A 24418-nucleotide genomic window follows, 5' to 3' on the forward strand; every position below is an offset into this window, starting at 1 on the left:
CGCATGAAGCTGCTGAGCGCATTGCTGTGGTCGTCACTGCTGGCCACGATGGCCCCGTCTGCGTGGGCGCAGGCCAACACGATTCCCTCACAGCCGCACCTGCTGGTGAAGGGGCAGGGCAGCCGCACGGTGATGCCGGACCGGTTCGGCCTGCAGTTGAACATCGAAGAGACCGACATGGACGCCGACGCCGCGCGCCGCCGCGTGCAGGACAACGTTGCCCGCGTGCTGGCACTGTTCAAGCAGCACAAGGCGGTGGAGGGCAGCGTGCGTGCGGACAACCTGCGGATCGGCCCGGCCACGCGCTATGAGCAGAACCGGCAGGTCTTCATCGGTACCCGCGTATCGCGCCAGCTGCGTGCCAGCTTCGCCAGCGTGAAGGCGATGCAGGATGTGCTGGGGGCGTTGAAGGCCAACGAGAACGTACAGGTGAGCAGCCTGGCGCCGACCTATTCGGGCGAAGTGGCGCTGCGCCGCGAACTCAAGGGCGAGGCAGCGGCCCAGACCCGCGAGTCCGCGCTGGGCCTGGCCAAGGCCTATGGAACAAGAGTGCGTGGCCTGTACAGCATCTCCGATGTGGCGCCGAACTTCGCCTATGGCGTGCAGGCGGGCAATTGGCCCAGCAGTGGGGATCTGGTGACGCCGCCCTCGCCGCCTGCGCCCGAGGCACCGATGAACAGCATCGAGACCACGGGCTCGCGCCTGCGCGAGTCGGTGGAAGCCGGCCCCATCACCTACACCGAAAACGTGTACGCCATTTTCCTCATAAGCGACGGAACCTGACCATGTTGTGGATGATCGACAACTACGACAGCTTCACCTACAACCTCGTGCAGTACCTGCAGACGCTGGGCGCCGAGGTGAAGGTGGTGCGCAACGATGCGATGAGCGTGGACGAGATCGCCGCGCAGAAGCCCGAGCGCATCGTCATCTCGCCCGGCCCGTGCACGCCCAACGAAGCAGGCGTGTCGCTGGAGCTGATCCAGCGCCTGGGCCCGACCACGCCGATCCTCGGCGTCTGCCTGGGCCACCAGGGCATCGGCCAGGTCTACGGCGGCACGGTCATCCGTGCCGGCAACATCATGCACGGCAAGACCTCGCCGATCCGCCATGAAGGCAAGGGCGTGTTCGCCGGCCTGCCGGACCGCTACCAGGCCACCCGCTACCACTCGCTGGTGGTGGACAAGAACAGCCTGCCCGATGTGCTGGAAGTGACCGCCTGGACCGAGAACGACGACGGCTCGATCGAAGAGATCATGGGCCTGCGCCACCGCCAGTTCCCGGTGGAGGGCGTGCAGTTCCATCCCGAATCCATCCTCACCGAACACGGCCACGCCCTGCTGCGCAATTTCCTGCAGCGCCCGGCGGCCTGATCCAAGGAGCATTCCCATGAGCTTCTCCCCCCAGGAAGCCCTGCATCGCACCATCGAACACCGCGAAATCTTCTTCGACGAAATGGTCGACCTGATGCGGCAGATCATGCGCGGCGACGTCTCGCCGATGATGACCGCCGCCATCCTCACCGGGCTGCGCGTGAAGAAGGAGACCGTGGACGAGATCGCCGCGGCGGCCACCGTGATGCGTGAATTCGCCCGGCCAGTGCCGGTGGCCGATACCTCCAACCTGGTTGATATCGTCGGTACCGGTGGCGATGGCTCGCACACGTTCAACATCTCCACCTGCTCGATGTTCGTCGCGGCCGCCGCCGGCGCGCGCGTGGCCAAGCATGGCAACCGCAGCGTGTCTTCCAAGTCCGGCAGTGCCGACGCGCTGGAAGCGCTGGGCGCGGTGATCGAACTGCAGCCGGATCAGGTGGCCGCCGCCATCGAGCAGACCGGCATCGGTTTCATGTTCGCGCCGATCCACCATCCTTCGATGAAGGTCGTTGCGCCGGTACGCCGCGAGATGGGCGTGCGCACCATCTTCAACATCCTCGGCCCGCTGACCAATCCGGCCAGCGCGCCGTCGGTGCTGATGGGCGTGTTCCATCCCGATCTGGTGGGCATCCAGGCCCGCGTGCTGCGCGAGCTGGGCACCGAGCGCGCCATGGTGGTCTGGGGCCGCGACAACATGGACGAGATCTCGCTGGGTGCCGGCACGCTGGTGGGCGAACTGCGCGACGGCAAGGTGCGCGAGTTCGAGATCCACCCGGAGGACTTCGGCATCGCCATGTCGGCCAGCCGCAACCTGCGCGTGGACAGCCCGGAGCAGTCCATCCAGATGCTGCGCGCGGTACTGGACAACGAGCCCGGCCCGGCGCTGGACATCGTTGCGTTGAATGCCGGCGCCGCGCTGTACGTTGCCGGCGTGGCCAGCGACATCGGCGACGGCCTGGCCCGCGCCCGTGCCGCCATCGCCAACGGTAGTGCCCGCCAGCGCCTGCAGCAGTATGTTGAGACCACCCGCGCGCTGGTTGCCTGAGCGCGCGGTTCAGCCTGACCCCGTCGATGGCCGATAATGGCCGTCCTCACCGCCCCCGCACCGAACCGAAGACGATGAGCGACATCCTGCAGACGATCCTGGCCCGCAAGGCCGAAGAAGTGGCCCAGCGCCGCGCCCAGCGCCCGCTCGAGGCGCTGCAGGCCGCCGTGGCCAGCGCCCCGCCGGTACGTGGCTTCGTGCGCGCCTTGCAGGCGGCGGTGGCCAACGGCGATCCAGCGGTGATCGCCGAGGTGAAGAAGGCCAGCCCGTCCAAGGGCGTCATCCGCCCGGACTTCCGCCCGGCCGACATCGCCGTCAGCTACGAGTTCGGCGGCGCCAGCTGCCTGTCGGTGCTGACCGACGTGGACTTCTTCCAGGGCGCCGACGCCTACCTGCAGCAGGCGCGCGAGGCGTGCACGCTGCCGGTGCTGCGCAAGGACTTCGTCATCGACGCCTACCAGGTGTACGAGGCACGCGTGCTGGGCGCCGACTGCATCCTGCTGATCGTCGCCGCGCTGGACGACACCCAGCTGGCCACGCTGTCCGAACTGGCGCTGTCGCTGGGCATGGACGTGCTGGTGGAAGTGCACGACATCGACGAGCTGGAGCGTGCGCTGCAGGTGCCGGCGCCGATGATCGGCATCAACAACCGCAACCTGCGCACGTTCGAAGTGTCGCTGCAGACCACGCTGGACATGCAGAACGCGGTGCCGCGTGACCGCCTGCTGGTCACCGAGAGCGGCATCCTTGGCCCGCAGGACGTGGCGCTGATGCGTGACGCCGGCATCCATGCCTTCCTCGTCGGCGAAGCCTTCATGCGCGTGGAAGAGCCGGGCGAGGGCCTGCGTCAGCTATTCTTCGCGGCATGACAACGCACTATCCAACGCCGCGCGAGGATGCGCCGCTGGTGGTCTTCGACTTCGACCACACCCTGTACGACGGGGATTCGGGCACCCACCTGTTCGCCTCGCTGATCAAGCGCAACCCGCTGCGCATGCTGGCGGCGCTGCTGGTCACGCCGATCGCCGGGCCGATGGTGGCGATGCTGCCGACCCGTCGCGCGGGCATCTCGGTCTATGTGTGGATCGGCAGCTTCGGCCTGCACCGTGCGCGTGACTTCAACAAGGTGATCGACGCCTATGTGCTGCGCAACCAGGCGCAGATGCGCGCCAAGCTGCTGCCGCAGGCGCTGGAGGTGTTCGCCGCGCACCGCGCCAAGGGCGACCGCGTGGTGGTTGCCACAGGTGCGCCGCCGGAGCTGGCGCGCGCGATCCTGGCTTTCGTGGCCCACCAGGACGTACCGGTGATCGGCACCGAGGTCGGCCCACGGCTGGGCGGCGTCGGCCCGACCCGCCACTGCCACAATGAAGAGAAGATGCGCATGCTGCGCGAGCGCGGCTACGGCGACATCGATATCGCCTATTCCGACAGCACCGCCGACCTGCCGCTGCTGCTGGCGGCCAAGGCGCCGGTAGTGGTGAACCCCAAGCCGGGCCGGGTGGCGTTCTTCCGCCGCGTGCTGCCGGCGGGCACCCGCATCCTCAACTGGGGTTGCGTGGACCGGGGCGGCGACAAGGCCTGATCCCGCCGCACGGTGATGGATCTGCCGGCCAGCGGCCGGCACTACCCTTCTCCGTCGCGGTTGTGCCGGCGCTTCTCTGTCCCGGTAGTGCCGGCCGCTGGCCGGCAAACGCTCAGCGGTACAGGTGCCCGTACACCGCGTGGCCAATCTGGAACAGGCTGATCCCCAGCACCAGCACGCCGACGGCCACCAGCACCCAGCGCTCCTTCACCCGCTTGACCAGGATGGCCGCTACCGGCGCGGCCATCATGCCGCCGATCAGCAGGCCGGCGACGATCTGCAGGTGCTGCACCCCCATCGACAGCAGGAAGGTCGCCGACACCGTCAGCGTGACCACGAACTCCGCCGCATTGACCGTGCCGATCGTGGTGCGCGCCTGGCCACCCCGGGCGAGCAGGGTGGACGTGGCGATCGGCCCCCAGCCGCCGCCACCGCTGGCGTCGAGCAGGCCCGCGAAGAAGCCCAGCACCGGTACCCGGCGGATCTCGCCCTTGGGCATCCAGCGTCCGGCCGCGCGGGCGAGGATGATGATCGCCAGCACCAGCAGGTACAGGTAGATCAGTGGCCGGATGATCTCGCCCGGGATCTGCGTGAGCACGTACGCGCCCACGGCACCGCCCACCGCGCCAGGCAGGGCCAGGCGCAGGAACAGGCGCTTATCGACATTTCCGGCTGCGAGGTGCGACACACCCGAGGCGCCAGTGGTGAACACTTCAGCGGTGTGGATGCTGGCGCTGACCTGCGCCGGGGGCAGGCCCATGCTCAGCATCACCGACGAAGACACCAGGCCGAACGCCATGCCCAGCGCGCCGTCAACCAGCTGTGCGCCCAGGCCGATGAGGATGAACCACCAGAATTCGCTGCTCAGTTCCATGCCCCGAGCCTAGCGCGCGAAGGAGTGCGGACCAAGGTCCGCACCCACCGGGTGCTCAACGGTCAACGGGTGCCGTACAGCACCACGGTCTTGCCACGGGCATGCAGCAGGCCGTCGGTCTGCAGCTTCTTCAGCACGCGGCCGGCCATTTCCCGCGAGCAGCCGACCAGGCGTGCCAGCTCCTGGCGGGAGACGCGCAGCTGGCTGCCCTGCGGATGGCTCATCGCCTCCGGTTCCTGCGCCAGGTCGTGCAGGGTGCGCACGATCCGGTCGGTAACGTCCAGGAATGCCAGGCGGCTGGCCTTGCGGCTGGTGTCGAGCAGGCGCTTGGAGATCTGCTGGCCCAGCGCGTACAGCAGGCGCGGGGCGTCGGCCGACAGCGGGCCGAGGAACAGCTGATGCAGGCGCTCGTAGCTGATTTCAGCCAGCTCGCAGGCGGTACGGGTCCGCAGGATCACCTCGCGGCGGTCCGATTCGACGAACAGGCCCATCTCGCCGACGAACTCGCCGGCACCGAAGTAGCCCAGCACAAGCTCGCGATCGTCATCTTCCTCGGCCATGATCGAAACCGAGCCGCTGATGACGTAATACAGGGTTCCCGCCGGGTCACCGGGTCGGAAGACGTCGGTACGGGTGGGATATCGCCGCCTGTGGCTGTGCGCCAGGAAACGATCGATTGTGGCGATATCCAGGGCCAGTGGACTGCTAGCTAGGCGCACGGTTGACACGATAGGGGCGCTCCCTCTGCGCATGAACGGATTCACGGGGTCGATAGCGGAGCTTAACCAGCGCAATTGTTAAGGGCAAACAGTGTGCCAGAACTCTTGCGTCTTCACGTTCCCCCCGGGGGCAGTTTGCCCCATAATTCCCCCTTTCCCTTCTTACACAGGAATCGACCGCCGTGGTCAAGCCGTTGCCTCGCCTGAGGCTGCAGGGTTTCAACAACCTCACCAAGGCGCTGAGCTTCAACATCTATGACGTGTGTTACGCGCGCACCGAAGAGGAGCGTCAGCGTTACATTGAATACATCGATGAAGAGTACAACGCCGACAGGCTGACTCAAATCTTGACCGATGTCGCCGAGATCATCGGTGCCAACATCCTGAACGTGGCCCGCCAGGACTACGACCCGCAGGGTGCCTCGGTGACCATCCTGATCTCCGAAGAGCCGGTGATCGACAAGAAGCAGGCCGGCAAGGAGCTGATTCCCGACGCCGTGGTCGCGCACATGGACAAGAGCCACATCACTGTCCATACCTACCCGGAAACCCATCCGCAGGAAGGCATCGCGACGTTCCGCGCGGACATCGACGTGGCGACCTGTGGCGTCATTTCGCCGCTGAAGGCCCTGAACTACCTGATCGAGAGCCTGGAATCGGACATCGTGATCATGGACTACCGTGTCCGTGGCTTCACCCGCGATGTGAAGGGCAAGAAGCATTACATCGATCACAAGATCAACTCGATCCAGAACTTCCTGGCCAAGAACATCAAGTCGCGTTACGAGATGTTCGACGTCAACGTCTACCAGGAAAACATCTTCCACACGAAGATGCACCTGAAGGACTTCGACCTGGACCAGTACCTGTTCGAGGAAAAGGCCAAGAACCTGTCGTTCAAGGAACGCATGAAGATCGAAGCGCTGCTCAAGCGCGAGATCGAAGAGCTGTTCCACGGCCGGAACCTGTCCGAGTAAGCCCCATGTGCGATGCCCGCAGGCATCGCCGCCCAGGCGGGACGACCCGCCCCGTGGAACCAGTGCCTCGCACGCGTTACAGTTCCACGGTGATGTACCGACCCACGGCCCGGTGTGAAAACACCGGGCCGTTTCGTTTTTCCCAAAAAGGTAAGGAGCCCCCACCCATGCCCTGGATCTATCTGCTGCTGGCCGGCCTGTTCGAGATCGGTTTCGCCCTCGGAATGAAGTACTCCGAAGGCTTCAGCAAACCCCTGCCCACCGTTGCCACGGTGGTGTCCGCCCTGATCAGCCTGTACCTGATGAGCCAGGCGATGAAGAGCATCCCCGTCGGCACCGCCTACGCGATCTGGACCGGCATCGGCGCCATGGGCGTGGCGGTGCTGGGCATCTACCTGTTCAACGACAGTGCGTCGCCGGCCCGCCTGGCCTGCGTGGGCCTGATCGTAGGCGGCGTGATCGGCCTGAAGCTGGTCTCGCCGAACTGATTGATGGCCCGACCAACGGTCGGGCCCCACCGTCGCCCCCGCACCTCCTGGTAGGCCCGCACCGTTGGTGCGGGCGACCCTTCAAATGCGGTAGGCGATGGTCTTCATCACCCTGGAAGCCAGCGCCATCGCGCCCGGGATCGGGAACGGCAGGCGGCGTGCGCCGGCCTGTTCGGCGTGCTCCGCATGGCGGGCCTCGTCTTCCTTCATCACCTGGATGACCGCGCGGCTGCGCAGATCGCCGGCCGGCAGGTCGACCAGGTGCTCGTCCAGATGGGCTTCCACCTGGCGCTCGGTTTCAACCACGAAGCCCAGGTTCCAGCCGTCGCCGCGCAGACCCGCCAGGGTGCCGATGGTGTAGCTGCCGGCGTACCACAGCGGATTGAACAGGCTCGGGCGGCTGTCCAGTTCATCCAGCCGGGTCGCGCACCAGGCCAGGTGATCGGTCTCTTCCTGGGCCGCTTCCAGCAGGTGTTCACGGGTGGCCGGGTCGCGGGCCACGGCCGCCTGGCCGAAGTACAGGCCCTGTGCGCAGACCTCGCCGACATGGTTGATCCGCATCAGCCCCGCGGCGTGGCGGCGCTGGGCGCGGTCCATGCCCGGCTCGCCGGTGCCTGCGGCCGGGTAGGGGCGGGCCGCCGGAGGGTTGCCGAACACCGTGTCCAGGGCGCGCTGCGCCTCGGTCAGCAGGTGGTCCAGCGGGGTGGTCTGGCGGAGCACGGTCATGGCGGCACGCGGTGGGGCGGGAGACCCGCCGATTCTCGCCCGCCCCCGCTCCCCTGCCAACCCGGGGCAGGGCCAGCTTGCACCGAGGGCGTGACCTGCGTACAATCCCGCCTCTTGCGCTTCACCTTTCACAACGCGTGGCAGAGTTCCGGCGAGTCCTTCGCCGCAATGAGCCCGACCTAACCTAGAGTTCTTCATGAGCACTTTCACTGCCAAGAACGAGACCGTCCAGCGCGACTGGTACCTCGTCGACGCCGAGGGCAAGACCCTGGGCCGTCTCGCCACCGAGCTGGCCCGCCGTCTGCGCGGCAAGCACAAGCCGGTCTACACCCCCCACGTTGATACCGGCGACTACCTGGTCGTCATCAATGCAGAAAAGATTGCCGTCACCGGCAAGAAGCTGCAGGACAAGATGTATCACCGTTTCACCGGCTACATCGGCAACCTGAAGACCGAATCCCTGGCCCAGGCGCTGGAGCGCCACCCGGAGCGCGTGCTCGAGATCGCCGTGAAGGGCATGCTGCCGAAGGGCCCGCTGGGTCGCCAGATGTACCGCAAGCTCAAGGTCTACGCCGGCACTGAGCATCCGCACGCCGCACAGCAGCCGCAGGTTCTGGATATCTAATCATGGCTATCACTCAAAACTACGGCACTGGCCGCCGCAAGTCCTCCACCGCTCGCGTGTTCCTGCGCAAGGGTTCGGGCAACATCACCGTCAATGGTCGTCCGCTGGACGAGTTCTTCGGTCGTGAGACCGCGCGCATGATCGTGCGCCAGCCGCTCGAGCTGACCAAGAACACCGAAAGCTTCGACATCCTGGTCACCGCCGCTGGCGGCGGCACCACCGGCCAGGCCGGTGCGATCCGCCTGGGCATCGCCCGTGCGCTGGTCGAGTACGACGAAACCCTGAAGTCCGAGCTGCGCAAGGCCGGCTTCATGACCCGTGACGCCCGCGAAGTCGAGCGTAAGAAGGTCGGTCTGCACAAGGCCCGCCGCGCCACCCAGTTCTCCAAGCGCTGATTTACCGCGCCTGGTTGGGCTCCTGCGGGAGCCCGCTGGTTGGAAAAGCAAAAGCCCGGCTTCGGCCGGGCTTTTGTCGTTTTGGAGTCAGGCATTTCGTGGTTGCCGGCCAGCGGCCGGCACTACCCGGGGTTTCGCATCTCGGAAGGGGTGGGGTCAGAGCCTTTTCCTTTGGAAAAGGATCCGACCCCGGGCCTCTCTCTGGAGAGGAGCCCCCTTGTTGTTCAAGGGGGGGGGGGGGGGGGGGGGGGGGGGGCGCCGACAGGCGCGGGGATAAGGTGGAATGCGCGACCAAATTAAAAGCAAAAGGCCAGATCTTTCGATCTGGCCTTTTGCTTTTAATTTGGCTGCCCCGGATGGATTCGAACCACCGAATGCCTGAGTCAGAGTCAGGTGCCTTACCGCTTGGCGACGGGGCAAAACGTGCAACTATTTTCTCACTTTTCACACTGAAAAACAACTTGATTTTCAGTGTGGTGGCTATGGGTGGACTCGAACCACCGACCCCAGCATTATGAGTGCTGTGCTCTAACCGGCTGAGCTACATAGCCTTGGTGAGCCCGCTATTCTGCGGATGTGTATCGACCCTGTCAACACTTTTGTGTCGTGCTTGTGGGCCGACAGAGGGCATGGGATAGTCCCGACCAGTAGATTTTCTTAGGAGTCCGCATCGTGATCGATCCGGACGGCTATCGACCGAACGTCGGCATCGTGCTGATGCGGCAGGACGGCCAGGTGTTCTGGGCACGACGCGTGCGCCGGGATGGCTGGCAGTTCCCGCAGGGTGGCATGAACACCGACGAGACGCCTGTCGAGGCCATGTATCGTGAACTGCAGGAAGAGACCGGCCTGCTGCCTGAGCATGTGGAAGTGCTCGGGGCCACGCCCGGCTGGCTGCGCTACAAGCTGCCGGCGCGGGCCATCCGCCGCAACGAGCGGCAGGTCTGCATCGGCCAGAAACAGGTCTGGTTCCTGCTGCGCCTGACCGGCGACGAATCCCATGTGACGCTGGACCACACCGACTCGCCCGAGTTCGACCACTGGCGCTGGGTCGACTTCTGGTACCCGGTAGAGCACGTGGTAATGTTCAAACGCGGCGTCTATGCGCGTGCCCTGCGACACCTGGCGCCACTGGCGCGCGGCGTGGCCGGGCAGGGCGTCACCGCCATGCCCAAGAGCGCCGCCGAGGCCTGGATGCCGGGCCACACCGCCGGGCACGACCGCCCGCGCAAGCGCCCGCGGACCCGAGGGTACTGGCCGAAGAAGGTCACGGGCGACGGCCCGGCCAGCTGACCGGCTGAACGGTATCGAGAATGGTTCAGGGCTCTGATTGACAACCATTCTCGTTTCCATTGGAATAGCCACCAGGCCGCTTGTGGCCTGTCAGCCCGGTTCACGCCTGTGTACGTCTGCATCTGCAACGGAGTCACCGACCACCAGATCCGCGAAGCCGCCAGCCATGGCGTGAGCACGGTGGCCGAACTGACCATGCGTACCGGTTGTGGTGCCACCTGCGGTTCCTGCCTGGACATGGCCGGCGACCTGCTGGCCAAGGCACGTGCGACCCACGATCTGCCGCTGCCGGTATTGGGCCTGGCGCAGGTCGCCTGATCGCCTTTTCGCGGCGCGTTGACGCCGCGCTTTCGCATCCTTCACCTTCGGCCGCGCAGGCCAATGCGCACGATTCGCGTTCCTTCACGAGCGCACGCGAGGCGTTAAAGTGCCTGCGTTTTCAGCGTGCAGGAGCACCCCCATGAAGGGCGACACCAAGGTCATCGAATTCCTCAACAAGGTCCTCTACAACGAGCTGACCGCGATCAACCAGTACTTCCTGCACGCCAAGATGCTGAAGAACTGGGGCATCAAGGAACTGGCCGAACACGAGTACAAGGAATCGATCGACGAGATGAAGCATGCCGACATGCTCGCCGACCGCATCCTGTTCCTTGAAGGCCTGCCGAATTTCCAGGCGTTGGGCAAGCTGCGCATCGGCGAGAACCCGACCGAGATCCTGCAGTGCGACCTGTCGCTGGAACGCGATGGCGTGGTCACCCTGCGCGAGGCCGTGGCCTATTCCGATTCGGTTGGCGACTACGTCAGCCGCCAGCTGTTCGTGAAGATCCTCGATTCGGAAGAGGAGCACATCGACTGGCTGGAAACCCAGCTGGACCTGATCGAGCGTATCGGCGAGCCGAAGTACCTGCTGAGCAAGCTGGAAGAGTGAGTCAGCCGCCCTGGCCGGCGCGGTGCTGTGCCAGGTAGCCCGTCAGTGCAACACGCGCCCGGGCGAATTCCGCAACCAGCAGCGCCACCGCCACCGCGGGGCGCTGCAGGCTGCCACTACGGGCTTCGTGCTCGATCCGCTGCGCGATCGCCGACAGCGACAATGCGCCGACGTTTGCACTCGATGACTTCAGGCTGTGCGCTGTGGCCTGCAAGCGCAGCTCATCGCCGTTCTGCGCGGCCAGCTGCAACTGCTGCACCATCACCGGCGCATCTTCAAGAAAGACCATGACGATCTGGGTGGCAGCGTCGCCGATCACGGTGTGCAGTTCATCCAGCACGTCGCGGTCGATCACCGGTTTCGGCGCGGCTTGGCTTGTCGTCTCCTGTAGAGCCGAGCCATGCTCGGCTGATGGAGTGGGAGTGCAACTGGCCGTCAGCCGAGCACGGCTCGGCTCTACAGACGACTCCACAGAAGGTTGTCCAGGTGATGCAGCTTTGCCGCCACCCCAACGCAGCAGCAGCGCATGCAGCGTGGCGCGCGCGATCGGCTTGGACAGGTAGTCGTCCATGCCCGCCTGCAGGCAGCGCTCGCGGTCACCGGCCATGGCGTTGGCGGTCATGGCGATGATCGGCAGGCGCGCGCGCCCGGTCTCCACTTCTTCGGCGCGCCAGCGGCGCGTGGCGGCGTAGCCGTCCAGCACCGGCATCTGGCAATCCATCAACACGATGTCCACGCCACCTTCGCGGAGGGCGGCCAGCGCCTGCTCGCCATCGGCGGCGTTGCGCACTTCGCACTGGAACACGCGCAGCAGTTGTTCGGCGACCATCCGGTTGACCGTATTGTCCTCCACCAGCAGCACACGCAGATGCAACGGCGGCAGCGTGGCAGCCGGTTGCTCGTTGTCCGCGCTGGCCAGCAGCGCAGCGGGGCGGGCGGGGGCGACCGGTGCAGCCAGCAGTGCATGCAGGGCCGCATCGTCGAAGTGCGGGGGCAGCTGGCGCTGGCGCTGGCGTTGTGGAAGCGCGCCCTCCTGCAGCCACAGCACCTGCAGCGCATCGTCGTCACCACGTTCACTCAGCGCCAGCTGCAGCGTGGCCTCACCGTTGCGGCGTGCGCGGGCATCGACCAGCAGCCATGCCGGTGCCGGTTGTCCGGGCCGCGCGGGAGCGCGCAGGCGCTCGACCACGGCATCCAGCTGTGCCAGCACCTGCACCTGCAGCCCATGGTGGGCGGCGATGCGCTCGATACGTGCCTGCAGCGTTGCATCGGCACTGAACAGCAGCAGCGGTGCCGGTGCGCGCGCCATCGCCGGCAGGTCGCCAGCGACCTTCAGCAGCGGGACCTCGAACCAGAAGGTTGCGCCCTGGCCCGGCGTGGAGTGCACGCCGATGTGCCCGTGCATCAGGTCGATGATGCGCTTGCAGATGGCCAGGCCCAGGCCGGTGCCGCCATAGATGCGGGTGGTGGATGCGTCGGCCTGGCTGAAGGACTGGAACAGGCGCGCCTGCAGCGCGTCGTCGATGCCGATGCCGGTATCGATGATCTCGAAGCGCAGCTGGTGCTGCGCGGCACTTTCACCCAGGCGCAGCACGCGCAGCTGCACCTGGCCGCGGGCGGTGAACTTGATGGCGTTGGCCAGCAGGTTGCTCAGCACCTGGCGCAGGCGCACCGGGTCGCCGCGCACCGGCAGGCGCACCGATGGATCCAGTTGCAGGCCCAGGGCCAGGCCCTTGGCGTCGGCGGCCCGCTGCATCAGCTGTACCACGCCATCGAGCAGGTCGCGCAGGTTGAAGCTGGTGATCTCCAGTTCCAGCGCCTGCGCTTCCAGCCGGGAGTAGTCGAGGATGTCGTCGACGATGCGCAGCAGCTGTTGCGAACTGGCCGAGGCGGTGGCCAGCATCTGCCGCTGGTCTTCGCCCAGCGGCCCGCGTGCGATCAGCTCCAGCATCGGCAGGATGCCGTTGAGCGGGGTGCGGATCTCGTGGCTCATCGTGGCCAGGAACTCGCCCTTGGCCAGCACGGCCGCCTCGGCGGCCTGCTTGGCCTGCAGCAGCTGTTGTTCCAGCTGGCCCTGGCGTTCGGTGGTATGGCGAAGCTGGTCGCGTTCGGCGGCCAGCGCACTGTGCGTGCGCTGCAGCTGGGCCAGCGCATGGTTGCGCGCGCGCAGGCGCAGGCCCAACAGCAGCAGCGCGATGGCGGCCGCAGCAAGGGCAACCAGCAGCACGCCCCACAGCGGCACGTCAGAGCACCGCGTTGTGGAAGTCGAAGTTCAGGTCGCTGCCGGCCGACTGCACCATGTTGCCCTGGATGTAGTCGACGCCGCCTACCCACATCGCCGCTGCAGCCTGCGGATCCTCGATCTGCTGGCCGATGATCTGCAGTCCGGCGGCATGGGCCTGTTCGATCGTCTTGCGCAGTTCCTCGCGCGTGGCCGGATTGGAGTGGCTGCTGGAGAAGCGCGCAGCCATGCGCACGAACGACAGCGGCAGCTGGGTCAGCAGTGCATCGGCCTCGCCGCTGGGTTCGAACTGGCTCAGGCAGAAGCGCACCCCTGCGCTGGCCATGCGCTGGCAGAACTGCTGCAGCGGCACGGTGTGGATCAGTGCGTCGGGCAGGCGCACGTCGATCACCAGCGCACTGCCAGGCAGGTCACGCTGCTGCAGTGATTCCAGCAGCCAGTCGGCGAAGGCATCGCGCTGCAGGGTGCGCAGCGACTGCGAGACGAACAGGCTCAGCGGCTGCGTTGCGTGCCGGTACAGATCCAGCAGGCCCAGTGCGTGGTCCATCACCTGCTGGTCGAGGTCGGCGATGCGCCCGGCGGCTTCCGCGGCGGGGATCACCTGGCCGGCCGCCAGCACCGTGCCATCGGCCTGGCGCAGGCGCAGCAGCAACTGGTATTGCGCGGTGTTGCCGCCTGCCACGGCGACGATCGGCTGGTAGGCCAGTTCCAGCTGGCCCTCCAGCAGCGCCAGGTGTTCCTGTTCGGTGACCGCCTGGCGATGCACATGGCCCGCCACGCCGGCGCTGAGCAGGCGCGCCTGCAGGGTGGTGCGCTCAACCGCTTCCAGCGCACTGCTGGCATCCTCGAAGCCCGGCGACAGCGGCGCATAGCCGACCACGCCGCGCAGATGCACGGATTCGTCGTCGCGGATCACGAAGGTGCGGGCCGACAGCTGCTCGCGCAGGCTCGCGGCGATGCCTTCGAGGGCGTCCTCGTCGGCGTTGCGGGCCAGCAGCAGGAAGCTGTTGTCGTTCAGCCGCGCCAGCAGGTGCGGATGGCCGGCTTCGGCCAGGCGCTGCCCGGCCTGCACCATCAGCCGTTCAAACGCGGCATAGCCATAGCGTTCGCGCAGGCCCAGCGCACTGGCCACTTCGATGAAGAACACGCCGCCCCGGTCGCGGTGGGCGAGTGCGGTGTTGAGCTGCTGCAGCACATGGTGGCGCGTCGGTAGGCCGGTTTCCGGATTGCTGGTGGCCGGTGCGCCGGTGGCGCCCGGCAGGGTCGCGGCCTGGGCACGCGCGCGGCGGATGCGGTTGGCCACCGCTGCGATCAGGTGGCGCGGCCGGATCGGCTTGCTCAGGTAGTCGTCGGCGCCGCTGTCGAGCACTTCGAACTGGCGCTCTGGATCCGGATCGCCGCTGAGGAACACGATCGGCAGCAGCTGCAGGCCGGGCTGCTGGCGGATCAGCGCGGTCAGGCGCATGCCGTCCAGCCCGGGCAGGTGCAGATCCATCAGGATCAGGTCGGGGCGGTGCTCCTTGATCGCCTGCAGCGCGGCATCGGCATCGCTGTGCACGATCGCCTGCATGCCGGCGCCGTGCAGCACGCTCTGCGCGAACAGCGCCTGGGCGCGATCGTCTTCAACGATCAGCACGCGGTAGGGCGAGTCCGCGGGCGGCGGGGCCAGATCGTTGTTGCCGGCTTCGGCCAGTGCGATCGGGCCGGGCAGCGGCGGCGGTGCGCTGTTGACCGGCGCCGGGGCATCGGTCGCGATGGGCGGCGGGGTCGCAGCCGTCGGTGCGGCCACAGCGGGGCCTGCCGCCTCGGGCGCCCAGCGCTGCCAATGATCGGCCGGAGGGGTTTCAGCGCGTCCCGGGCGGGCGCCCGCGGGGGATTCGTTTGCGGCCATCGGTGCTCCTGGTGTTCGCGTCCATTATGCGACAAGCCCGGTGCTCAACCGGTACTGCTGTGCCCCGGCGGTGCTGCCGATGCACCGCGCGCCAGCCAGCGCACGCCCTTCCACAGCGCGCGCCAGACCAGCCACACCAGCAGCGCGCCGGCCAGGCTGCAGGCCAGCACCACCACCAGCGCGATCCACGGGTGTGCCAGGGCCAGCGCCAGGCCACCGACTACCACGGTGTCCTCGGCGGCGGAGGCGACCCAGTTGCTGGCCGGTTCCGGCGAGGTATTGAGCAGCGCGCGGGTACCGGCCTTCAGGCCGTGGCTGGCGAGGGCGACGCCGGCACCGGCGGCGAGTGCGCCGGCGCCGAGCTGACCGTCCGGCGACAGGGTAGCCGCTGCGAGGAACGCGCCGGCCGGCACGCGTGCGAGCGTCTGCACCAGGTCCCAGACCGAGTCCACGCCGGGAATCTTGTCGGCGAAGAACTCGGCGATGGCCAGCGCCGCCGACGTGCCCAGCACCCACCAGGATTCGGTGGCCTGCAGAGCGGGCGGCAGGTCGACCCAGCCGAGCAGGCCGGCAAGGCCGACGCCGAACACGGTGAGGTAGACGCGGATGCCGGCCAGCCAGGCCAGCAGGATGCCGATCACGAACAAGTGGGCTTCGGTCATGGCGATGCTCCGGCGACGGAACTGTGCAGGGGACCACACTATCGACGATGGCATGCCTGAACGCCACAGACCGTGGCCGGCCACGGCGCAGGAAACCCACCCGTCCTGTCATACACTAGCCCGTCGTTTGCCACAGGGGCCGTACCGGTGTCGCCCTCGCGATACCCCGGAAACCACCCATGACCAACCGTCCTCCCATGCGCGTGCAGGTACGCCTGCCCGGCGCGCCGCAACCGCCGGCCGACCGTCGCCGCCTGCTGGTGATCGGCGGCATCTGGCTGCTCAGCCTGGTGCTGGCGGTGCTGGGTGGCTGCTGGATGGCCACGCCACGCGATGCCCAGGGCCAGCGCCTGCAGGCTGCCGAGAAGCGCGCCGAGACGCTGCAGGCGCAGCTGACCGAGCTGCGCCAGAAGCAGGCCACGCTGGAAGCCTCCGACCGCATCAGCCGCGCCGCCAATACCGAGGTGCAGTCCTCGCTGGCCGAGCGCGATGAGGAAATCGCCGGCCTGCGTGCCGACGTTGCCTTCTATGAGCGCCTGGTGGGTTCGACCAGCCAGCGCAAGGGCCTGAACACCCATTCGATCGAGTTCAGCCCGGAAGCGGCCGGCACCTGGCAGTACACCGCCGTGCTGACCCAGAACCTCAACCGCGGCGCCATCAGCCAGGGGCAGATGCGCTTCACCGTGGAAGGCGTGAAGAACGGCAAGCTGGCCACGATCAGCTGGGATGATCTGCACCAGCGCAGCAAGGTGCCGGGACAGGATTACTCGTTCCGGTACTTCCAGCAGCTCACCGGCAGCGTGATGCTGCCGGCTGACTTCACCCCGCAACGCGTGCGGGTGACATTGGGGAGTGGTACGGGGGGTACCACCCAGGTATTCGACTGGAAACAGGCCGGTGCGCCGGCCAGCAAAGGGGAGTAGGCAGATGTTCGGAAGCAGCAAATCCAACCGTGAAGGCCAGCTGGTGGTGGATGCCCTGATCGGCAACCAGGTGGTGATCCGCGGTGATGTGGAATTCAGTGGTGGCCTGTATGTGGAAGGTCGCATCCACGGCAAGGTGATCGCCACCGAAGGCGCCAGCGGCGCGACCCTGACGGTCGCCGAGCATGGCGTGATCGAGGGTGAGATCCGGGCCCAGGTGGTGGTCATCAGCGGCCGTCTGGACGGCGATGTACACGCCACCGAGAAGGTCGAGCTGACCCCCAGCGCACGGGTCAATGGCAACGTCCATTACCAGGTGGTGGAGATGAATGCGGGCGCCCAGCTGAACGGCCGCCTGATCCATGCCAGCGCCCCGATGGCGGCCCTGCCGGCGCCGGAAGGCGATGAGGCCAATGGCAGCAAGGGCGACACCGCCGCACGCCGCAAGCTGGCCGAGGCGATGGCTTGAAAGCCATCCCCGGCACCCCCATGCTGGCACCATGAGCACGCTAGTCTCCCTGCCCGGCGCCACCCCGGTTGCCGCGCCCGATTACCAATCGCTGGAGCGCCCGCTGAACTTCACCGAGTCGGCGGCCGCCAAGGTCAAATCCCTGATCCAGGAAGAGGGCAACCCCGACCTGGCCCTGCGTGTGTACATCGAGGGCGGCGGCTGTTCGGGCTTCCAGTACGGGTTCGAGTTCGACGAGAACCGTGCCGAGGATGACCTGGCGGTACAGACCAGCGGGGTGACCCTGCTGGTCGACCCGCTGAGCCTGCAGTACCTGATGGGCGCCGAGGTGGACTACACCGAGAGCCTGACCGGTGCCCAGTTCGTGATCCGCAACCCGAACGCAAAGACCACCTGCGGCTGCGGCAGCAGCTTCAGCATGTAAAAGGCCTGTGGCCGGAATGTGCCAACCAGGGTTGGCACCTGCCAGAGCGGGTAGATCCACGCCATGCGTGGATGATCCTTCCTGCATCCACAACGGCAGATTGCGCACAGCGCCGACCTTGCCACCCGCATCGATTGGCGGCACGCTTGCAGGATGCCCAATACTCCTTCGCCGCTTTCCGGTTTCGCCTTCGTGGGTGAACCGCTGGAGCGCGCCGATGCCCTGCGCGAAGATGCCGATGCACTGGCGCGCCTGTGGCCGGGCGCGCGCATTCTCGTGCTCGATCAGGACGGCAGCGCCTTCACCGGCGATGACGATCAGCCACTGGCGCTGACCGGCGCCGACATCGGCGGCGGCCCGGGTGCCGCGATCTTCCTCGGCCTGCGCGGAGAGCAGGCGTGGTTCTCGGTTGAAGCCACCAACGTCACCATCAGCGCACCACGCCGGCTTGATCTGCGCCAGGCCGCGCTGCTGTGGTCGATGGCCGATGCGACCGCCTTCAGCTATGCCCGCGGCATGTCGTACTGGCACTCGCGCACCCGCTTCTGCGGCGTGTGCGGCGGCGCCGTGGCGTTTGCCCGTGGTGGCTTCGTCGGCCGCTGCGGGCAGTGTTCCACCGAACACTACCCGCGTGTCGACCCGGCGGTGATCGTCGCCGTGGAAAACCAGGGCCGGCTGCTGCTGGGCCGGCAGTCGAACTGGGCCCCGCGTCGCTACTCGGTGCTGGCCGGCTTCGTCGAACCCGGCGAGACCTTCGAGCAGACCGTGGTGCGCGAAGTCCATGAAGAGAGCAAGGTGCGGGTGACGGCCTGCCAGTACCTCGGTTCGCAGCCCTGGCCATTCCCGGGTGCGCTGATGGTTGGCTTCCGCGCACAGGCGCAGGATGACCGGCCGACCGTGGACGGTGAGCTGGAAGACGCGCGCTGGTTCAGTGCCGACGAGGTCGGCGCGGCACTGGCGCGCGACGTGGAGGACGATGGCCAGGGTATCCGCCTGTCGCCGCCGATCTCGATTTCGCGCGGCCTGATCGAGCATTGGTACCGGCAGCAGAAGGGCTGAGCCGGGCCGGCTGGGGCGATTGCATTGCCGCCACCTGAACACGGCCCGGGTTACAGTGCGGGTCATCGCGGAGGGCGCCGCTGCGACAGGTAAGGTAGCGGCGCCGAGCGTTCTGTTTCGTAGGGAGACCTGCCATGTTCACCACTCTGGCCGCCGTGCTGGTGGCACTGGCCCTGGGCCATGTTGCTCCGGCCGCTGCTGCCTCGCTGCGCCGTTTCGACGGTTTCCGGCGTTGGCTGGGCTGGCTGGATGCGCGTGGTGGCAAGGCCTGGCAGGGACCGGCCGGCGTTGCCTTGGCACTGCTGCCGCCGCTGTTGCTGATGGTGCTGCTGGCGTGGCTGTTGCGCGGGGTGCTGTTCGGCCTGCCGTCGCTGCTGCTGGGCGTGGCGGTGCTGGCCTGGTGCTGGGGCCCGCGTGACCTGGACCGCGATATCGAGGCCATTATCGATGCCGATGATGCGGCGACGCGGCAGGCTGCAGTGCGCAACCTGCAGTCGGCCGGCGGCAGCCTGCGCGAGGACATTCCGTCACTGGTCGAGGCGACGGTGCTCAACGCACTGCGGCGCTGGTTCGCGGTGCTGTTCTGGTTCCTGTTGCTGGGCCCGGCTGGCGCGCTCGGTTACCGGCTGCTGGCGCTGATGGCGGAGAGCCCGATGCGCGCACGCGTGCCGGTGGAGCCGCTGGCGCTGGCGCAGCGCCTGCTGGGCTGGATCGAGTGGCCGGTGGCGCAGCTGATGGCCTTCTCGATGGCGCTGGTGGGCAATTTCGATACGGCGTGGAAGGCCTGGCGCCAGGCCCATGGCGAACGCCTGGCCGGCAACATCGGGTTCCTTGGCGCGGTGGCGCGGGCCAGCGTCAACGCCGAGCTGCGTGAGGATGCGCACGATTACACCGAGGCAGGGTTGCTGCCGGTGTGGCAGCGGTTGCCGGACCTGCGTGATGCGATGAGCCTGGTGTGGCGGATGCTGCTGCTGTGGCTGGCGGTCCTCGCCCTGCTGGTGATTGCAGGCTGGGTGACGTAGTTGTTTTGCAGGGCTTGCAGCCCTGCACCTGCAGAGTCGACAGCAACTGCAACGGCAGGATTGCAGCGGGTCGGCGGGGTGGGTCGGATGGCGGGGGACGCCGTGAATCCGTCCATGGAGGCTTGGTCGCCGCATCCATGCGGCTCACACCCCCGCCATCCGACCCACCCCGTCTTCGACAGTTTTCCGCGCACTGACGTTCTGTAGAGCCGAGCCATGCTCGGCTCCGAGCGAGCGCAGCGAAGCGATCCGCTTCTGCTTTTGATCTTCTCTTTCTTTTCCGTGGTGGACGCACACGGAAACTGTCCGTGGTCGGGCGGGATGGGTTTGCGGGGGTGTCCGCGGCATGGATGCCGCGGCCAAGCCTCCACGGACGGATTCACGGCGTCCCCCGCAAACCCATCCCGCCCGGCCAACCCCAAGGCTTCTGCCTTCAAACGCCGCCCACCACGAGGGGCTGCGGCCGTTGGCTGGAAACCTAGATCGGTGCCAGTGCGGTGAACGGTGCCCACGGCAGGTTGCGCAGCAGCGCATACCCGGGCAGCACCCAGAGCCAGAACGTGGGATTGGCCAGTACCCGCATCAGCGGGTCGAGCACGCGCGGACGGATGCCGGCGACGTTCAGCAGCATCAGCAGCAGGAACGGCAGGCTGATGACCAGCAGCGGGTTCATCGCCATCGCGCCGGGCAGGTCGAAATGGACCAGTGCATACAGGCAGCGGGTGCTGCCACAGCCCGGGCAGTACAGGCCTGTCAGCGCGTACAGCGGGCAGCTCGGCAAAGGATTGCCGGCGACATACGGATTGACATTGCGCAGCACCACCGCGGCACCGGCAGCCAGGCCGGTGGCGGCCAGCAGCGGTGCCCAGCGGGCGAATCGGGAGCGGGCGGGAAGTGCGGACATTGCAGCAACGGATCCGGCGCAGGCGCCGGATCCGTCCACGCGGATCAGTAGCCGCTGTTGTTCATTGCACCCATGCCGCCGACAGCGACGATCAGGATGCCGTACAGCACGCCGACCACGACGGCGGCGATGGCCGACCAGATCGCCCACTTCTTGGCCTTGGCGGCGGAGTCCTGGGCACCGGCGATGTCGCCAGCGGCCAGCTTGCCGTTGACCTGCGCGGCGTAGACGATCGACACGATGCCGGCCGGCAGGCAGCAGAACAGGGTGCTCAGGATGGCCCAGACCAGATTGTTCGGGACCTGCGGAGTGGCGGTGTTCATGGGTTCAAGCTCCTTGATGGGTGGTGGTGGTGAATCATTGGTCGGAAAGAGCGCCCAGTACGGCCAAGCCGCCGAACAGCCCGAACCACAACAGCAACAGGACCGGCAGGGCCACGGCCGAAGCCACCGCCCACCAGCCCGCCTTGCGCGACGCACTGTAGGCCCCCGGCAGGTCGCCGGCGGCGCGGCGGCCATCGACCTGGGAGGCATAGACGATCGACACCACGCCCAACGGCAGGCAGCAGAACAGCGTCGTCAGGATCGCCCAGACCAGATGGTTGGGGATGTAGACCGGACGGCTGAGCGGTGGCGGTTGATTCAAAGCAAGACTCCATTCCTTGGTGGCCGGCCATGATGAAACGGCCGAACCTCCCCCCTGTGGGTGCGTAATCTACCTCAACCCGCGCTGCATGTATGCGGTTACAGTCAGATACTGGCCGGTATGGCCCTTGATCTGACGCATCTGACGGAGCTCTGCGATGCATCGGAGGGCGAGGATGGGGGCTTGTCGCTGGGACGGTCTACCCGTGTCCGTGCGGTCGATCAGGCGTGATCACCACGCAGGGCCCGCACCTGGGCCTCCAGCACCGGGGCGCTGGTGGTGCGGCCATCCACGGCCGGTGCCGCCACCACCTCGACCGTGGCGCGGAAACGACGCGGCACCCGCATGCGGCCAAGGCGGCTGTCGCGGCGGCTCCACATGCTCGACCACATGCCGCGCAGCGCCATCGGCACCACCGGCACCGGCCGCCGCTCGAGGATCTTCTCGACGCCGGACTTGAACGGCGCCATCTGCCCGTCGCGGGTCAGCGCGCCCTCGGGGAAGATGCAGACCAGTTCGCCTTCGGCCAGCGCCGCGTCGATCTCATCGAACGCACGCTGCATCAGCGCCGGGTCTTCGCGCGCCCCGGCAATCGGGATCGCCTTGGCGGTCCGGAAGATCCAGCGCATCACCGGGATGTTGAAGATCCTGTAGTACATGACGAAGCGCACCGGGCGCGGGATGGTCGCCGACAGGATCAGCGCGTCCATGTAGCTGACGTGGTTGCAGACCAGCAGTGCGGCGCCTTCGTCCGGCACGTTGGCCTCGATGCCGTGCGGGCGCAGCCGGTACAGGGTGCGCACCATCAGCCAGCTGAGGAAGCGCATCAGGAATTCGGGGACGATGGTGAAGATGTAGATCGCCACCAGCGCGTTGGCGATGGCCAGCGCCAGGAACTGCTGCGGAATGGTCCAGTGCAGCAGCTTGTGGGCGGCCAGCGACAGCAGCGCCGCAGCGACGATGAAGCCCGAGTTCTGGATGTTCAGTGCGGCGAACACGCGCGACATCTGCGCCTTCGGCGTGCGGCTCTGGATCAGTGCGAACAGCGGCACCACGAAGATGCCGGTGAACAGGCCGATGCCGATCAGGTCGATGACGATGCGGATGCTGCCGGGCTGCTGCAGGAACGGCCCGATGGTCAGCCCGTGCACTGTCGCTTCGCCGCTGCGGGCGAAGTACAGGTCGAGCAGGAACGCGGTCATGCCGAACGCGCCCAGCGGTACCAGGCCGATTTCCACCGTACGTGCTGACAGCTTCTCGCACAGCAGCGAGCCGACGCCGGTGCCCACCGAGAACAGGGCCAGCGCGAAGATGTACAGGGTCGGCTGGCCGCCCAGGTTGGTCACCGCATAGGCCGGCAACTGCGAGGTCAGCACGGTGCCGACGAACCAGAACCAGGACACGCCCAGGATCGAGTTGCGTACGGCTTTCTGCTGGCGCGCCATGCGCAGCACCGCCAGCGATTCCGGCAACGGGTTCCAGTTGATCTTCAGATTCGGGTCGCCGGCATCGACCTTGGGAATCAGGCGGGCGGCGATGTTGCCGCAGATCGCCAGGGCGATGATCGCGCACGCGGCCACCACCGTGCCGTGGCTGCCAGCCACGGTGAACACCAGGCCGCCGACGATCATGCCGGAGAGGATCGACATCGAGGTGCCCATCTCGACCAGGCCGTTGCCGCCGGTCAGCTCTTCTGGCCTGAGCACCGACGGCAGCACTGAGTACTTCACCGGGCCGAACAGGGTGGACTGCATGCCGGTGCAGAACAGCGCGACCAGCAGCACCGGCAGGCTCTGGGTGAGGAAGCCGGTGGCCGCCAGCGACATGATCACGATCTCCATGGTGGTGGTGATCACGATCAGTCGCGATTTTTCCAGTTTGTCGGCGATCTGCCCGGCCAGCGCCGAGAACAGGAAATATGGCAGGATGAAGATGGCCGGTGCCAGGGTGGCGTACAACCCCAGTTCTTCCTCCGGCACAGCCATGAACAGCAACATGCTGATGATCGCCTGCCGGTACACGTTGTCGTTGAACGCACCGAGCGCCTGGACCACGAAGAACGGCAGGAAACGGCGCTGGCGCAGCAGGGCGAACTGGTTGTGACCGGACATGGAACCTCCTTGACCGGCGCAGCCTAGCATTCCTTCCCCTCCGCTGTGGATGCGGACCTGTGGGTGCGGACCGTTGGTCCGCACACCTGCCAGCACTCTCAGACGATATCGTCGACCACGCCGCCATCCACGCGCAGCGCCGCACCCGAGGTTGCCGAGGCCTGCGGCGAGGCCAGGTACACCACCATGTTGGCCACTTCCTCGACCGTGGCGGTGCGCTGGATCACCGAGGACGGCCGGTGCGCCATCACGAACTCACGGCCGATCTGCTCCAGCGGCTTGCCGCTGCGCTGGCGTTCATCCTCGAACATCGCCGCAAAACCATCGGAGAGGGTCGGGCCGGGCAGCACCGCGTTGACGGTGACGCCACTGCCGGCCACGCGCTTGGCCAGGCCGCGCGACAACGACAGCTGCGCGGTCTTGCTGACCCCGTAATGGATCATGTCGGCGGGAATGTTGCGCGCTGATTCGGAGGAAATGAACAGCACGCGGCCCCAGCCGGCATCGACCATTGCCGGTAGCAGCGCACGCGACAGGCGCACGCCGGACATCACGTTGGTCTGCCAGTAGCGCTCCCAGGTCGCGTCATCGGTCTCGAAGAAGTCCTGTGGGCCGAAGATGCCGGCGTTGTTGACCAGGATGTCGACCTTGGGCAGGCCGGCCAACAGTGTCTCGACACCGGCTGCATCAGAGAGATCGGCGGCGACGCCGAGCACGTCGGCTCCCGGCACGGTGGCGAGCAGGTGCCGGCGGGCGCGCTCGACGCTGTCGGTGCTGCGGCCATTGAGAATGACACGCGCACCAGCGCTGGCCAGTCCTTGGGCGATGGCCCGGCCGATGCCGGCGGTGGAGGCGGTGACCAGCGCGGTGCGGCCACTGAGCTCGATTTTCATGGCGATAGTCCGGAGCGGGGGGAATTGCCCAGTATCCGCGCGGCCGCGTGATCGAACCGCAGCGCCAGGCGCAACGCGCCGTTGCACACGGCGCAATTGACCCATGCCACGCGTGGGTGGGCTCTCCGATCAGCGATGAGGA

At 67.1% G+C, this 24418-nt stretch carries 28 protein-coding genes and 2 tRNA genes; 17 read left to right on the forward strand and 13 right to left on the reverse strand.

Going from position 1 to position 24418, the window contains the following annotated elements:
• Nucleotides 1–3 precede the first annotated feature (3 nt).
• The 5 genes from J3A72_RS04490 (at nt 4) to J3A72_RS04510 (ending at nt 4003) form a co-directional block, all read left to right on the forward strand.
• On the forward strand, nt 4–783 hold the full coding sequence (locus J3A72_RS04490) for an SIMPL domain-containing protein (RefSeq protein ID WP_075076638.1): 780 nt from the start codon (nt 4–6) through the stop codon (nt 781–783).
• A gap of 2 nt (nt 784–785) precedes the next feature.
• Entirely contained in the window at nt 786–1373 is a 588-nt protein-coding gene (locus J3A72_RS04495; RefSeq protein ID WP_014038739.1) for an aminodeoxychorismate/anthranilate synthase component II, read from the forward strand.
• Between the two features lie 16 nt (nt 1374–1389).
• Nucleotides 1390–2421, forward strand: a complete 1032-nt coding sequence (trpD, locus tag J3A72_RS04500; RefSeq protein ID WP_049404517.1) for an anthranilate phosphoribosyltransferase — start codon at nt 1390–1392, stop codon at nt 2419–2421.
• A 74-nt stretch (nt 2422–2495) separates the two neighbouring features.
• Nucleotides 2496–3290 (forward strand): indole-3-glycerol phosphate synthase TrpC, encoded by a 795-nt coding sequence (trpC, locus tag J3A72_RS04505; protein WP_008264665.1) that lies wholly within the window; start codon nt 2496–2498, stop codon nt 3288–3290.
• A complete protein-coding gene (locus J3A72_RS04510) occupies nt 3287–4003 on the forward strand; it encodes a haloacid dehalogenase-like hydrolase (protein WP_005419826.1) in 717 nt (238 codons plus the stop codon). The genes trpC and J3A72_RS04510 overlap by 4 nt, the downstream gene beginning before the upstream one ends.
• A 112-nt stretch (nt 4004–4115) precedes the next feature.
• Here the strand turns inward: J3A72_RS04510 and J3A72_RS04515 are convergent, their stop codons facing one another.
• A complete protein-coding gene (locus J3A72_RS04515; RefSeq protein ID WP_010482650.1) occupies nt 4116–4877 on the reverse strand; it encodes a sulfite exporter TauE/SafE family protein in 762 nt (253 codons plus the stop codon).
• Between the two features lie 62 nt (nt 4878–4939).
• A complete protein-coding gene (crp, locus tag J3A72_RS04520) occupies nt 4940–5629 on the reverse strand; it encodes a cAMP-activated global transcriptional regulator CRP (RefSeq protein WP_010482649.1) in 690 nt (229 codons plus the stop codon).
• A gap of 149 nt (nt 5630–5778) precedes the next feature.
• Between crp and speD the strand changes: the two genes are divergently transcribed.
• The gene (gene speD, locus J3A72_RS04525) at nt 5779–6573 is read left to right on the forward strand and encodes an adenosylmethionine decarboxylase (protein ID WP_014648662.1); all 795 of its coding nucleotides are present in this window, start codon (nt 5779–5781) and stop codon (nt 6571–6573) included.
• A 167-nt stretch (nt 6574–6740) separates the two neighbouring features.
• On the forward strand, nt 6741–7061 hold the full coding sequence (gene sugE / locus J3A72_RS04530; protein WP_075076637.1) for a quaternary ammonium compound efflux SMR transporter SugE: 321 nt from the start codon (nt 6741–6743) through the stop codon (nt 7059–7061).
• 81 nt (nt 7062–7142) lie between these two features.
• Here sugE and coq7 read toward each other — a convergent pair whose 3' ends face one another.
• A complete protein-coding gene (gene coq7, locus J3A72_RS04535; RefSeq protein ID WP_075076636.1) occupies nt 7143–7787 on the reverse strand; it encodes a 2-polyprenyl-3-methyl-6-methoxy-1,4-benzoquinone monooxygenase in 645 nt (214 codons plus the stop codon).
• A gap of 196 nt (nt 7788–7983) precedes the next feature.
• On the opposite strand from coq7, the gene rplM reads away from it, so the two are divergent.
• Together rplM and rpsI are read left to right on the forward strand one after the other, a co-directional pair.
• Entirely contained in the window at nt 7984–8412 is a 429-nt protein-coding gene (gene rplM, locus J3A72_RS04540; RefSeq protein ID WP_075076635.1) for a 50S ribosomal protein L13, read from the forward strand.
• Between the two features lie 2 nt (nt 8413–8414).
• Entirely contained in the window at nt 8415–8807 is a 393-nt protein-coding gene (rpsI, locus tag J3A72_RS04545) for a 30S ribosomal protein S9 (RefSeq protein WP_005411311.1), read from the forward strand.
• A 344-nt stretch (nt 8808–9151) separates the two neighbouring features.
• Here rpsI and J3A72_RS04550 read toward each other — a convergent pair.
• Both J3A72_RS04550 and J3A72_RS04555 read right to left on the reverse strand, forming a co-directional pair.
• Nucleotides 9152–9226: transfer RNA gene (locus J3A72_RS04550), tRNA-Gln, on the reverse strand.
• Nucleotides 9227–9281: 55 nt separating this feature from the next.
• Nucleotides 9282–9358: transfer RNA gene (locus J3A72_RS04555), tRNA-Met, on the reverse strand.
• 121 nt (nt 9359–9479) lie between these two features.
• Here J3A72_RS04555 and J3A72_RS04560 point away from each other — a divergent pair.
• The 3 genes from J3A72_RS04560 (at nt 9480) to bfr (ending at nt 11031) form a co-directional block, all read left to right on the forward strand.
• Nucleotides 9480–10100, forward strand: a complete 621-nt coding sequence (locus J3A72_RS04560) for an RNA pyrophosphohydrolase (RefSeq protein WP_014648660.1) — start codon at nt 9480–9482, stop codon at nt 10098–10100.
• A gap of 108 nt (nt 10101–10208) precedes the next feature.
• Nucleotides 10209–10418 (forward strand): bacterioferritin-associated ferredoxin, encoded by a 210-nt coding sequence (locus J3A72_RS04565; RefSeq protein WP_005411309.1) that lies wholly within the window; start codon nt 10209–10211, stop codon nt 10416–10418.
• A 142-nt stretch (nt 10419–10560) separates the two neighbouring features.
• On the forward strand, nt 10561–11031 hold the full coding sequence (gene bfr, locus J3A72_RS04570; RefSeq protein WP_005419804.1) for a bacterioferritin: 471 nt from the start codon (nt 10561–10563) through the stop codon (nt 11029–11031).
• Nucleotide 11032: 1 nt separating this feature from the next.
• On the opposite strand, the gene J3A72_RS04575 is transcribed toward bfr, so the two are convergent.
• Genes J3A72_RS04575 through J3A72_RS04585 form a run of 3 tightly spaced genes read right to left on the reverse strand, consistent with a single transcriptional unit; the run spans nt 11033 to nt 15826 of the window.
• Nucleotides 11033–13273 carry an ATP-binding protein gene (locus tag J3A72_RS04575; protein WP_075075637.1) on the reverse strand — a complete coding sequence of 747 codons (2241 nt, stop codon included), beginning with the start codon at nt 13271–13273 and terminating at the stop codon, nt 11033–11035.
• A gap of 1 nt (nt 13274) precedes the next feature.
• Nucleotides 13275–15164: an EAL domain-containing protein gene (locus tag J3A72_RS04580; protein WP_075075636.1), complete on the reverse strand. Its 1890-nt coding sequence runs from the start codon at nt 15162–15164 to the stop codon at nt 13275–13277.
• A gap of 44 nt (nt 15165–15208) precedes the next feature.
• Nucleotides 15209–15826 (reverse strand): DUF4126 domain-containing protein, encoded by a 618-nt coding sequence (locus J3A72_RS04585; protein WP_014648657.1) that lies wholly within the window; start codon nt 15824–15826, stop codon nt 15209–15211.
• A gap of 179 nt (nt 15827–16005) precedes the next feature.
• Between J3A72_RS04585 and J3A72_RS04590 the strand changes: the two genes are divergently transcribed.
• The 5 genes from J3A72_RS04590 to ampE all read left to right on the forward strand — a co-directional run bounded on the left by J3A72_RS04590 (nt 16006) and on the right by ampE (nt 19723).
• Complete coding sequence (locus J3A72_RS04590) at nt 16006–16749, forward strand: DUF6776 family protein (protein WP_005411304.1); 744 nt, start codon at nt 16006–16008, stop codon at nt 16747–16749.
• Nucleotides 16750–16753: 4 nt separating this feature from the next.
• Entirely contained in the window at nt 16754–17218 is a 465-nt protein-coding gene (locus J3A72_RS04595) for a polymer-forming cytoskeletal protein (RefSeq protein ID WP_049440055.1), read from the forward strand.
• Between the two features lie 31 nt (nt 17219–17249).
• On the forward strand, nt 17250–17642 hold the full coding sequence (gene erpA, locus J3A72_RS04600; protein WP_005419789.1) for an iron-sulfur cluster insertion protein ErpA: 393 nt from the start codon (nt 17250–17252) through the stop codon (nt 17640–17642).
• A 153-nt stretch (nt 17643–17795) separates the two neighbouring features.
• The gene (gene nudC / locus J3A72_RS04605; RefSeq protein ID WP_053494960.1) at nt 17796–18701 is read left to right on the forward strand and encodes an NAD(+) diphosphatase; all 906 of its coding nucleotides are present in this window, start codon (nt 17796–17798) and stop codon (nt 18699–18701) included.
• Nucleotides 18702–18835: 134 nt separating this feature from the next.
• Nucleotides 18836–19723, forward strand: a complete 888-nt coding sequence (gene ampE / locus J3A72_RS04610) for a regulatory signaling modulator protein AmpE (RefSeq protein ID WP_014648654.1) — start codon at nt 18836–18838, stop codon at nt 19721–19723.
• 478 nt (nt 19724–20201) lie between these two features.
• On the opposite strand, the gene J3A72_RS04615 is transcribed toward ampE, so the two are convergent.
• From J3A72_RS04615 to J3A72_RS04635, 5 genes are all read right to left on the reverse strand, one after another.
• Nucleotides 20202–20627: a DUF2752 domain-containing protein gene (locus J3A72_RS04615; RefSeq protein WP_075075635.1), complete on the reverse strand. Its 426-nt coding sequence runs from the start codon at nt 20625–20627 to the stop codon at nt 20202–20204.
• A gap of 44 nt (nt 20628–20671) precedes the next feature.
• Nucleotides 20672–20950 (reverse strand): CD225/dispanin family protein, encoded by a 279-nt coding sequence (locus J3A72_RS04620; RefSeq protein ID WP_014648653.1) that lies wholly within the window; start codon nt 20948–20950, stop codon nt 20672–20674.
• 34 nt (nt 20951–20984) lie between these two features.
• Nucleotides 20985–21272 (reverse strand): CD225/dispanin family protein, encoded by a 288-nt coding sequence (locus tag J3A72_RS04625; RefSeq protein ID WP_005419784.1) that lies wholly within the window; start codon nt 21270–21272, stop codon nt 20985–20987.
• A 221-nt stretch (nt 21273–21493) separates the two neighbouring features.
• Entirely contained in the window at nt 21494–23383 is a 1890-nt protein-coding gene (locus J3A72_RS04630; protein ID WP_014648652.1) for an MFS transporter, read from the reverse strand.
• Nucleotides 23384–23481: 98 nt separating this feature from the next.
• Complete coding sequence (locus J3A72_RS04635; RefSeq protein ID WP_014648651.1) at nt 23482–24276, reverse strand: SDR family oxidoreductase; 795 nt, start codon at nt 24274–24276, stop codon at nt 23482–23484.
• Between the last annotated feature and the right edge of the window lie 142 nt (nt 24277–24418).

This window comes from Stenotrophomonas sp. PvP093 (assembly GCF_017876915.1).
Taxonomy (GTDB): Bacteria; Pseudomonadota; Gammaproteobacteria; order Xanthomonadales; family Xanthomonadaceae; genus Stenotrophomonas; species Stenotrophomonas muris.

Excerpts from the sequence above, each read along its gene's own strand:
- ampE (WP_014648654.1), top strand. The coding sequence starts at position 18,836 with ATGTTCACCACTCTGGCCGCCGTGCTGGTGGCACTGGCCCTGGGCCAT.
- bfr (WP_005419804.1), top strand. The coding sequence starts at position 10,561 with ATGAAGGGCGACACCAAGGTCATCGAATTCCTCAACAAGGTCCTCTAC.
- J3A72_RS04595 (WP_049440055.1), top strand. The coding sequence starts at position 16,754 with ATGTTCGGAAGCAGCAAATCCAACCGTGAAGGCCAGCTGGTGGTGGAT.
- J3A72_RS04515 (WP_010482650.1), bottom strand. The coding sequence starts at position 4,877 with ATGGAACTGAGCAGCGAATTCTGGTGGTTCATCCTCATCGGCCTGGGC.
- J3A72_RS04510 (WP_005419826.1), top strand. The coding sequence starts at position 3,287 with ATGACAACGCACTATCCAACGCCGCGCGAGGATGCGCCGCTGGTGGTC.
- J3A72_RS04580 (WP_075075636.1), bottom strand. The coding sequence starts at position 15,164 with ATGGCCGCAAACGAATCCCCCGCGGGCGCCCGCCCGGGACGCGCTGAA.
- trpC (WP_008264665.1), top strand. The coding sequence starts at position 2,496 with ATGAGCGACATCCTGCAGACGATCCTGGCCCGCAAGGCCGAAGAAGTG.
- J3A72_RS04585 (WP_014648657.1), bottom strand. The coding sequence starts at position 15,826 with ATGACCGAAGCCCACTTGTTCGTGATCGGCATCCTGCTGGCCTGGCTG.
- J3A72_RS04590 (WP_005411304.1), top strand. The coding sequence starts at position 16,006 with ATGACCAACCGTCCTCCCATGCGCGTGCAGGTACGCCTGCCCGGCGCG.
- J3A72_RS04490 (WP_075076638.1), top strand. The coding sequence starts at position 4 with ATGAAGCTGCTGAGCGCATTGCTGTGGTCGTCACTGCTGGCCACGATG.
- rplM (WP_075076635.1), top strand. The coding sequence starts at position 7,984 with ATGAGCACTTTCACTGCCAAGAACGAGACCGTCCAGCGCGACTGGTAC.
- J3A72_RS04615 (WP_075075635.1), bottom strand. The coding sequence starts at position 20,627 with ATGTCCGCACTTCCCGCCCGCTCCCGATTCGCCCGCTGGGCACCGCTG.
- sugE (WP_075076637.1), top strand. The coding sequence starts at position 6,741 with ATGCCCTGGATCTATCTGCTGCTGGCCGGCCTGTTCGAGATCGGTTTC.
- nudC (WP_053494960.1), top strand. The coding sequence starts at position 17,796 with ATGCCCAATACTCCTTCGCCGCTTTCCGGTTTCGCCTTCGTGGGTGAA.
- erpA (WP_005419789.1), top strand. The coding sequence starts at position 17,250 with ATGAGCACGCTAGTCTCCCTGCCCGGCGCCACCCCGGTTGCCGCGCCC.
- J3A72_RS04635 (WP_014648651.1), bottom strand. The coding sequence starts at position 24,276 with ATGAAAATCGAGCTCAGTGGCCGCACCGCGCTGGTCACCGCCTCCACC.
- J3A72_RS04495 (WP_014038739.1), top strand. The coding sequence starts at position 786 with ATGTTGTGGATGATCGACAACTACGACAGCTTCACCTACAACCTCGTG.
- crp (WP_010482649.1), bottom strand. The coding sequence starts at position 5,629 with ATGCGCAGAGGGAGCGCCCCTATCGTGTCAACCGTGCGCCTAGCTAGC.
- coq7 (WP_075076636.1), bottom strand. The coding sequence starts at position 7,787 with ATGACCGTGCTCCGCCAGACCACCCCGCTGGACCACCTGCTGACCGAG.
- J3A72_RS04630 (WP_014648652.1), bottom strand. The coding sequence starts at position 23,383 with ATGTCCGGTCACAACCAGTTCGCCCTGCTGCGCCAGCGCCGTTTCCTG.
- trpD (WP_049404517.1), top strand. The coding sequence starts at position 1,390 with ATGAGCTTCTCCCCCCAGGAAGCCCTGCATCGCACCATCGAACACCGC.
- J3A72_RS04620 (WP_014648653.1), bottom strand. The coding sequence starts at position 20,950 with ATGAACACCGCCACTCCGCAGGTCCCGAACAATCTGGTCTGGGCCATC.
- rpsI (WP_005411311.1), top strand. The coding sequence starts at position 8,415 with ATGGCTATCACTCAAAACTACGGCACTGGCCGCCGCAAGTCCTCCACC.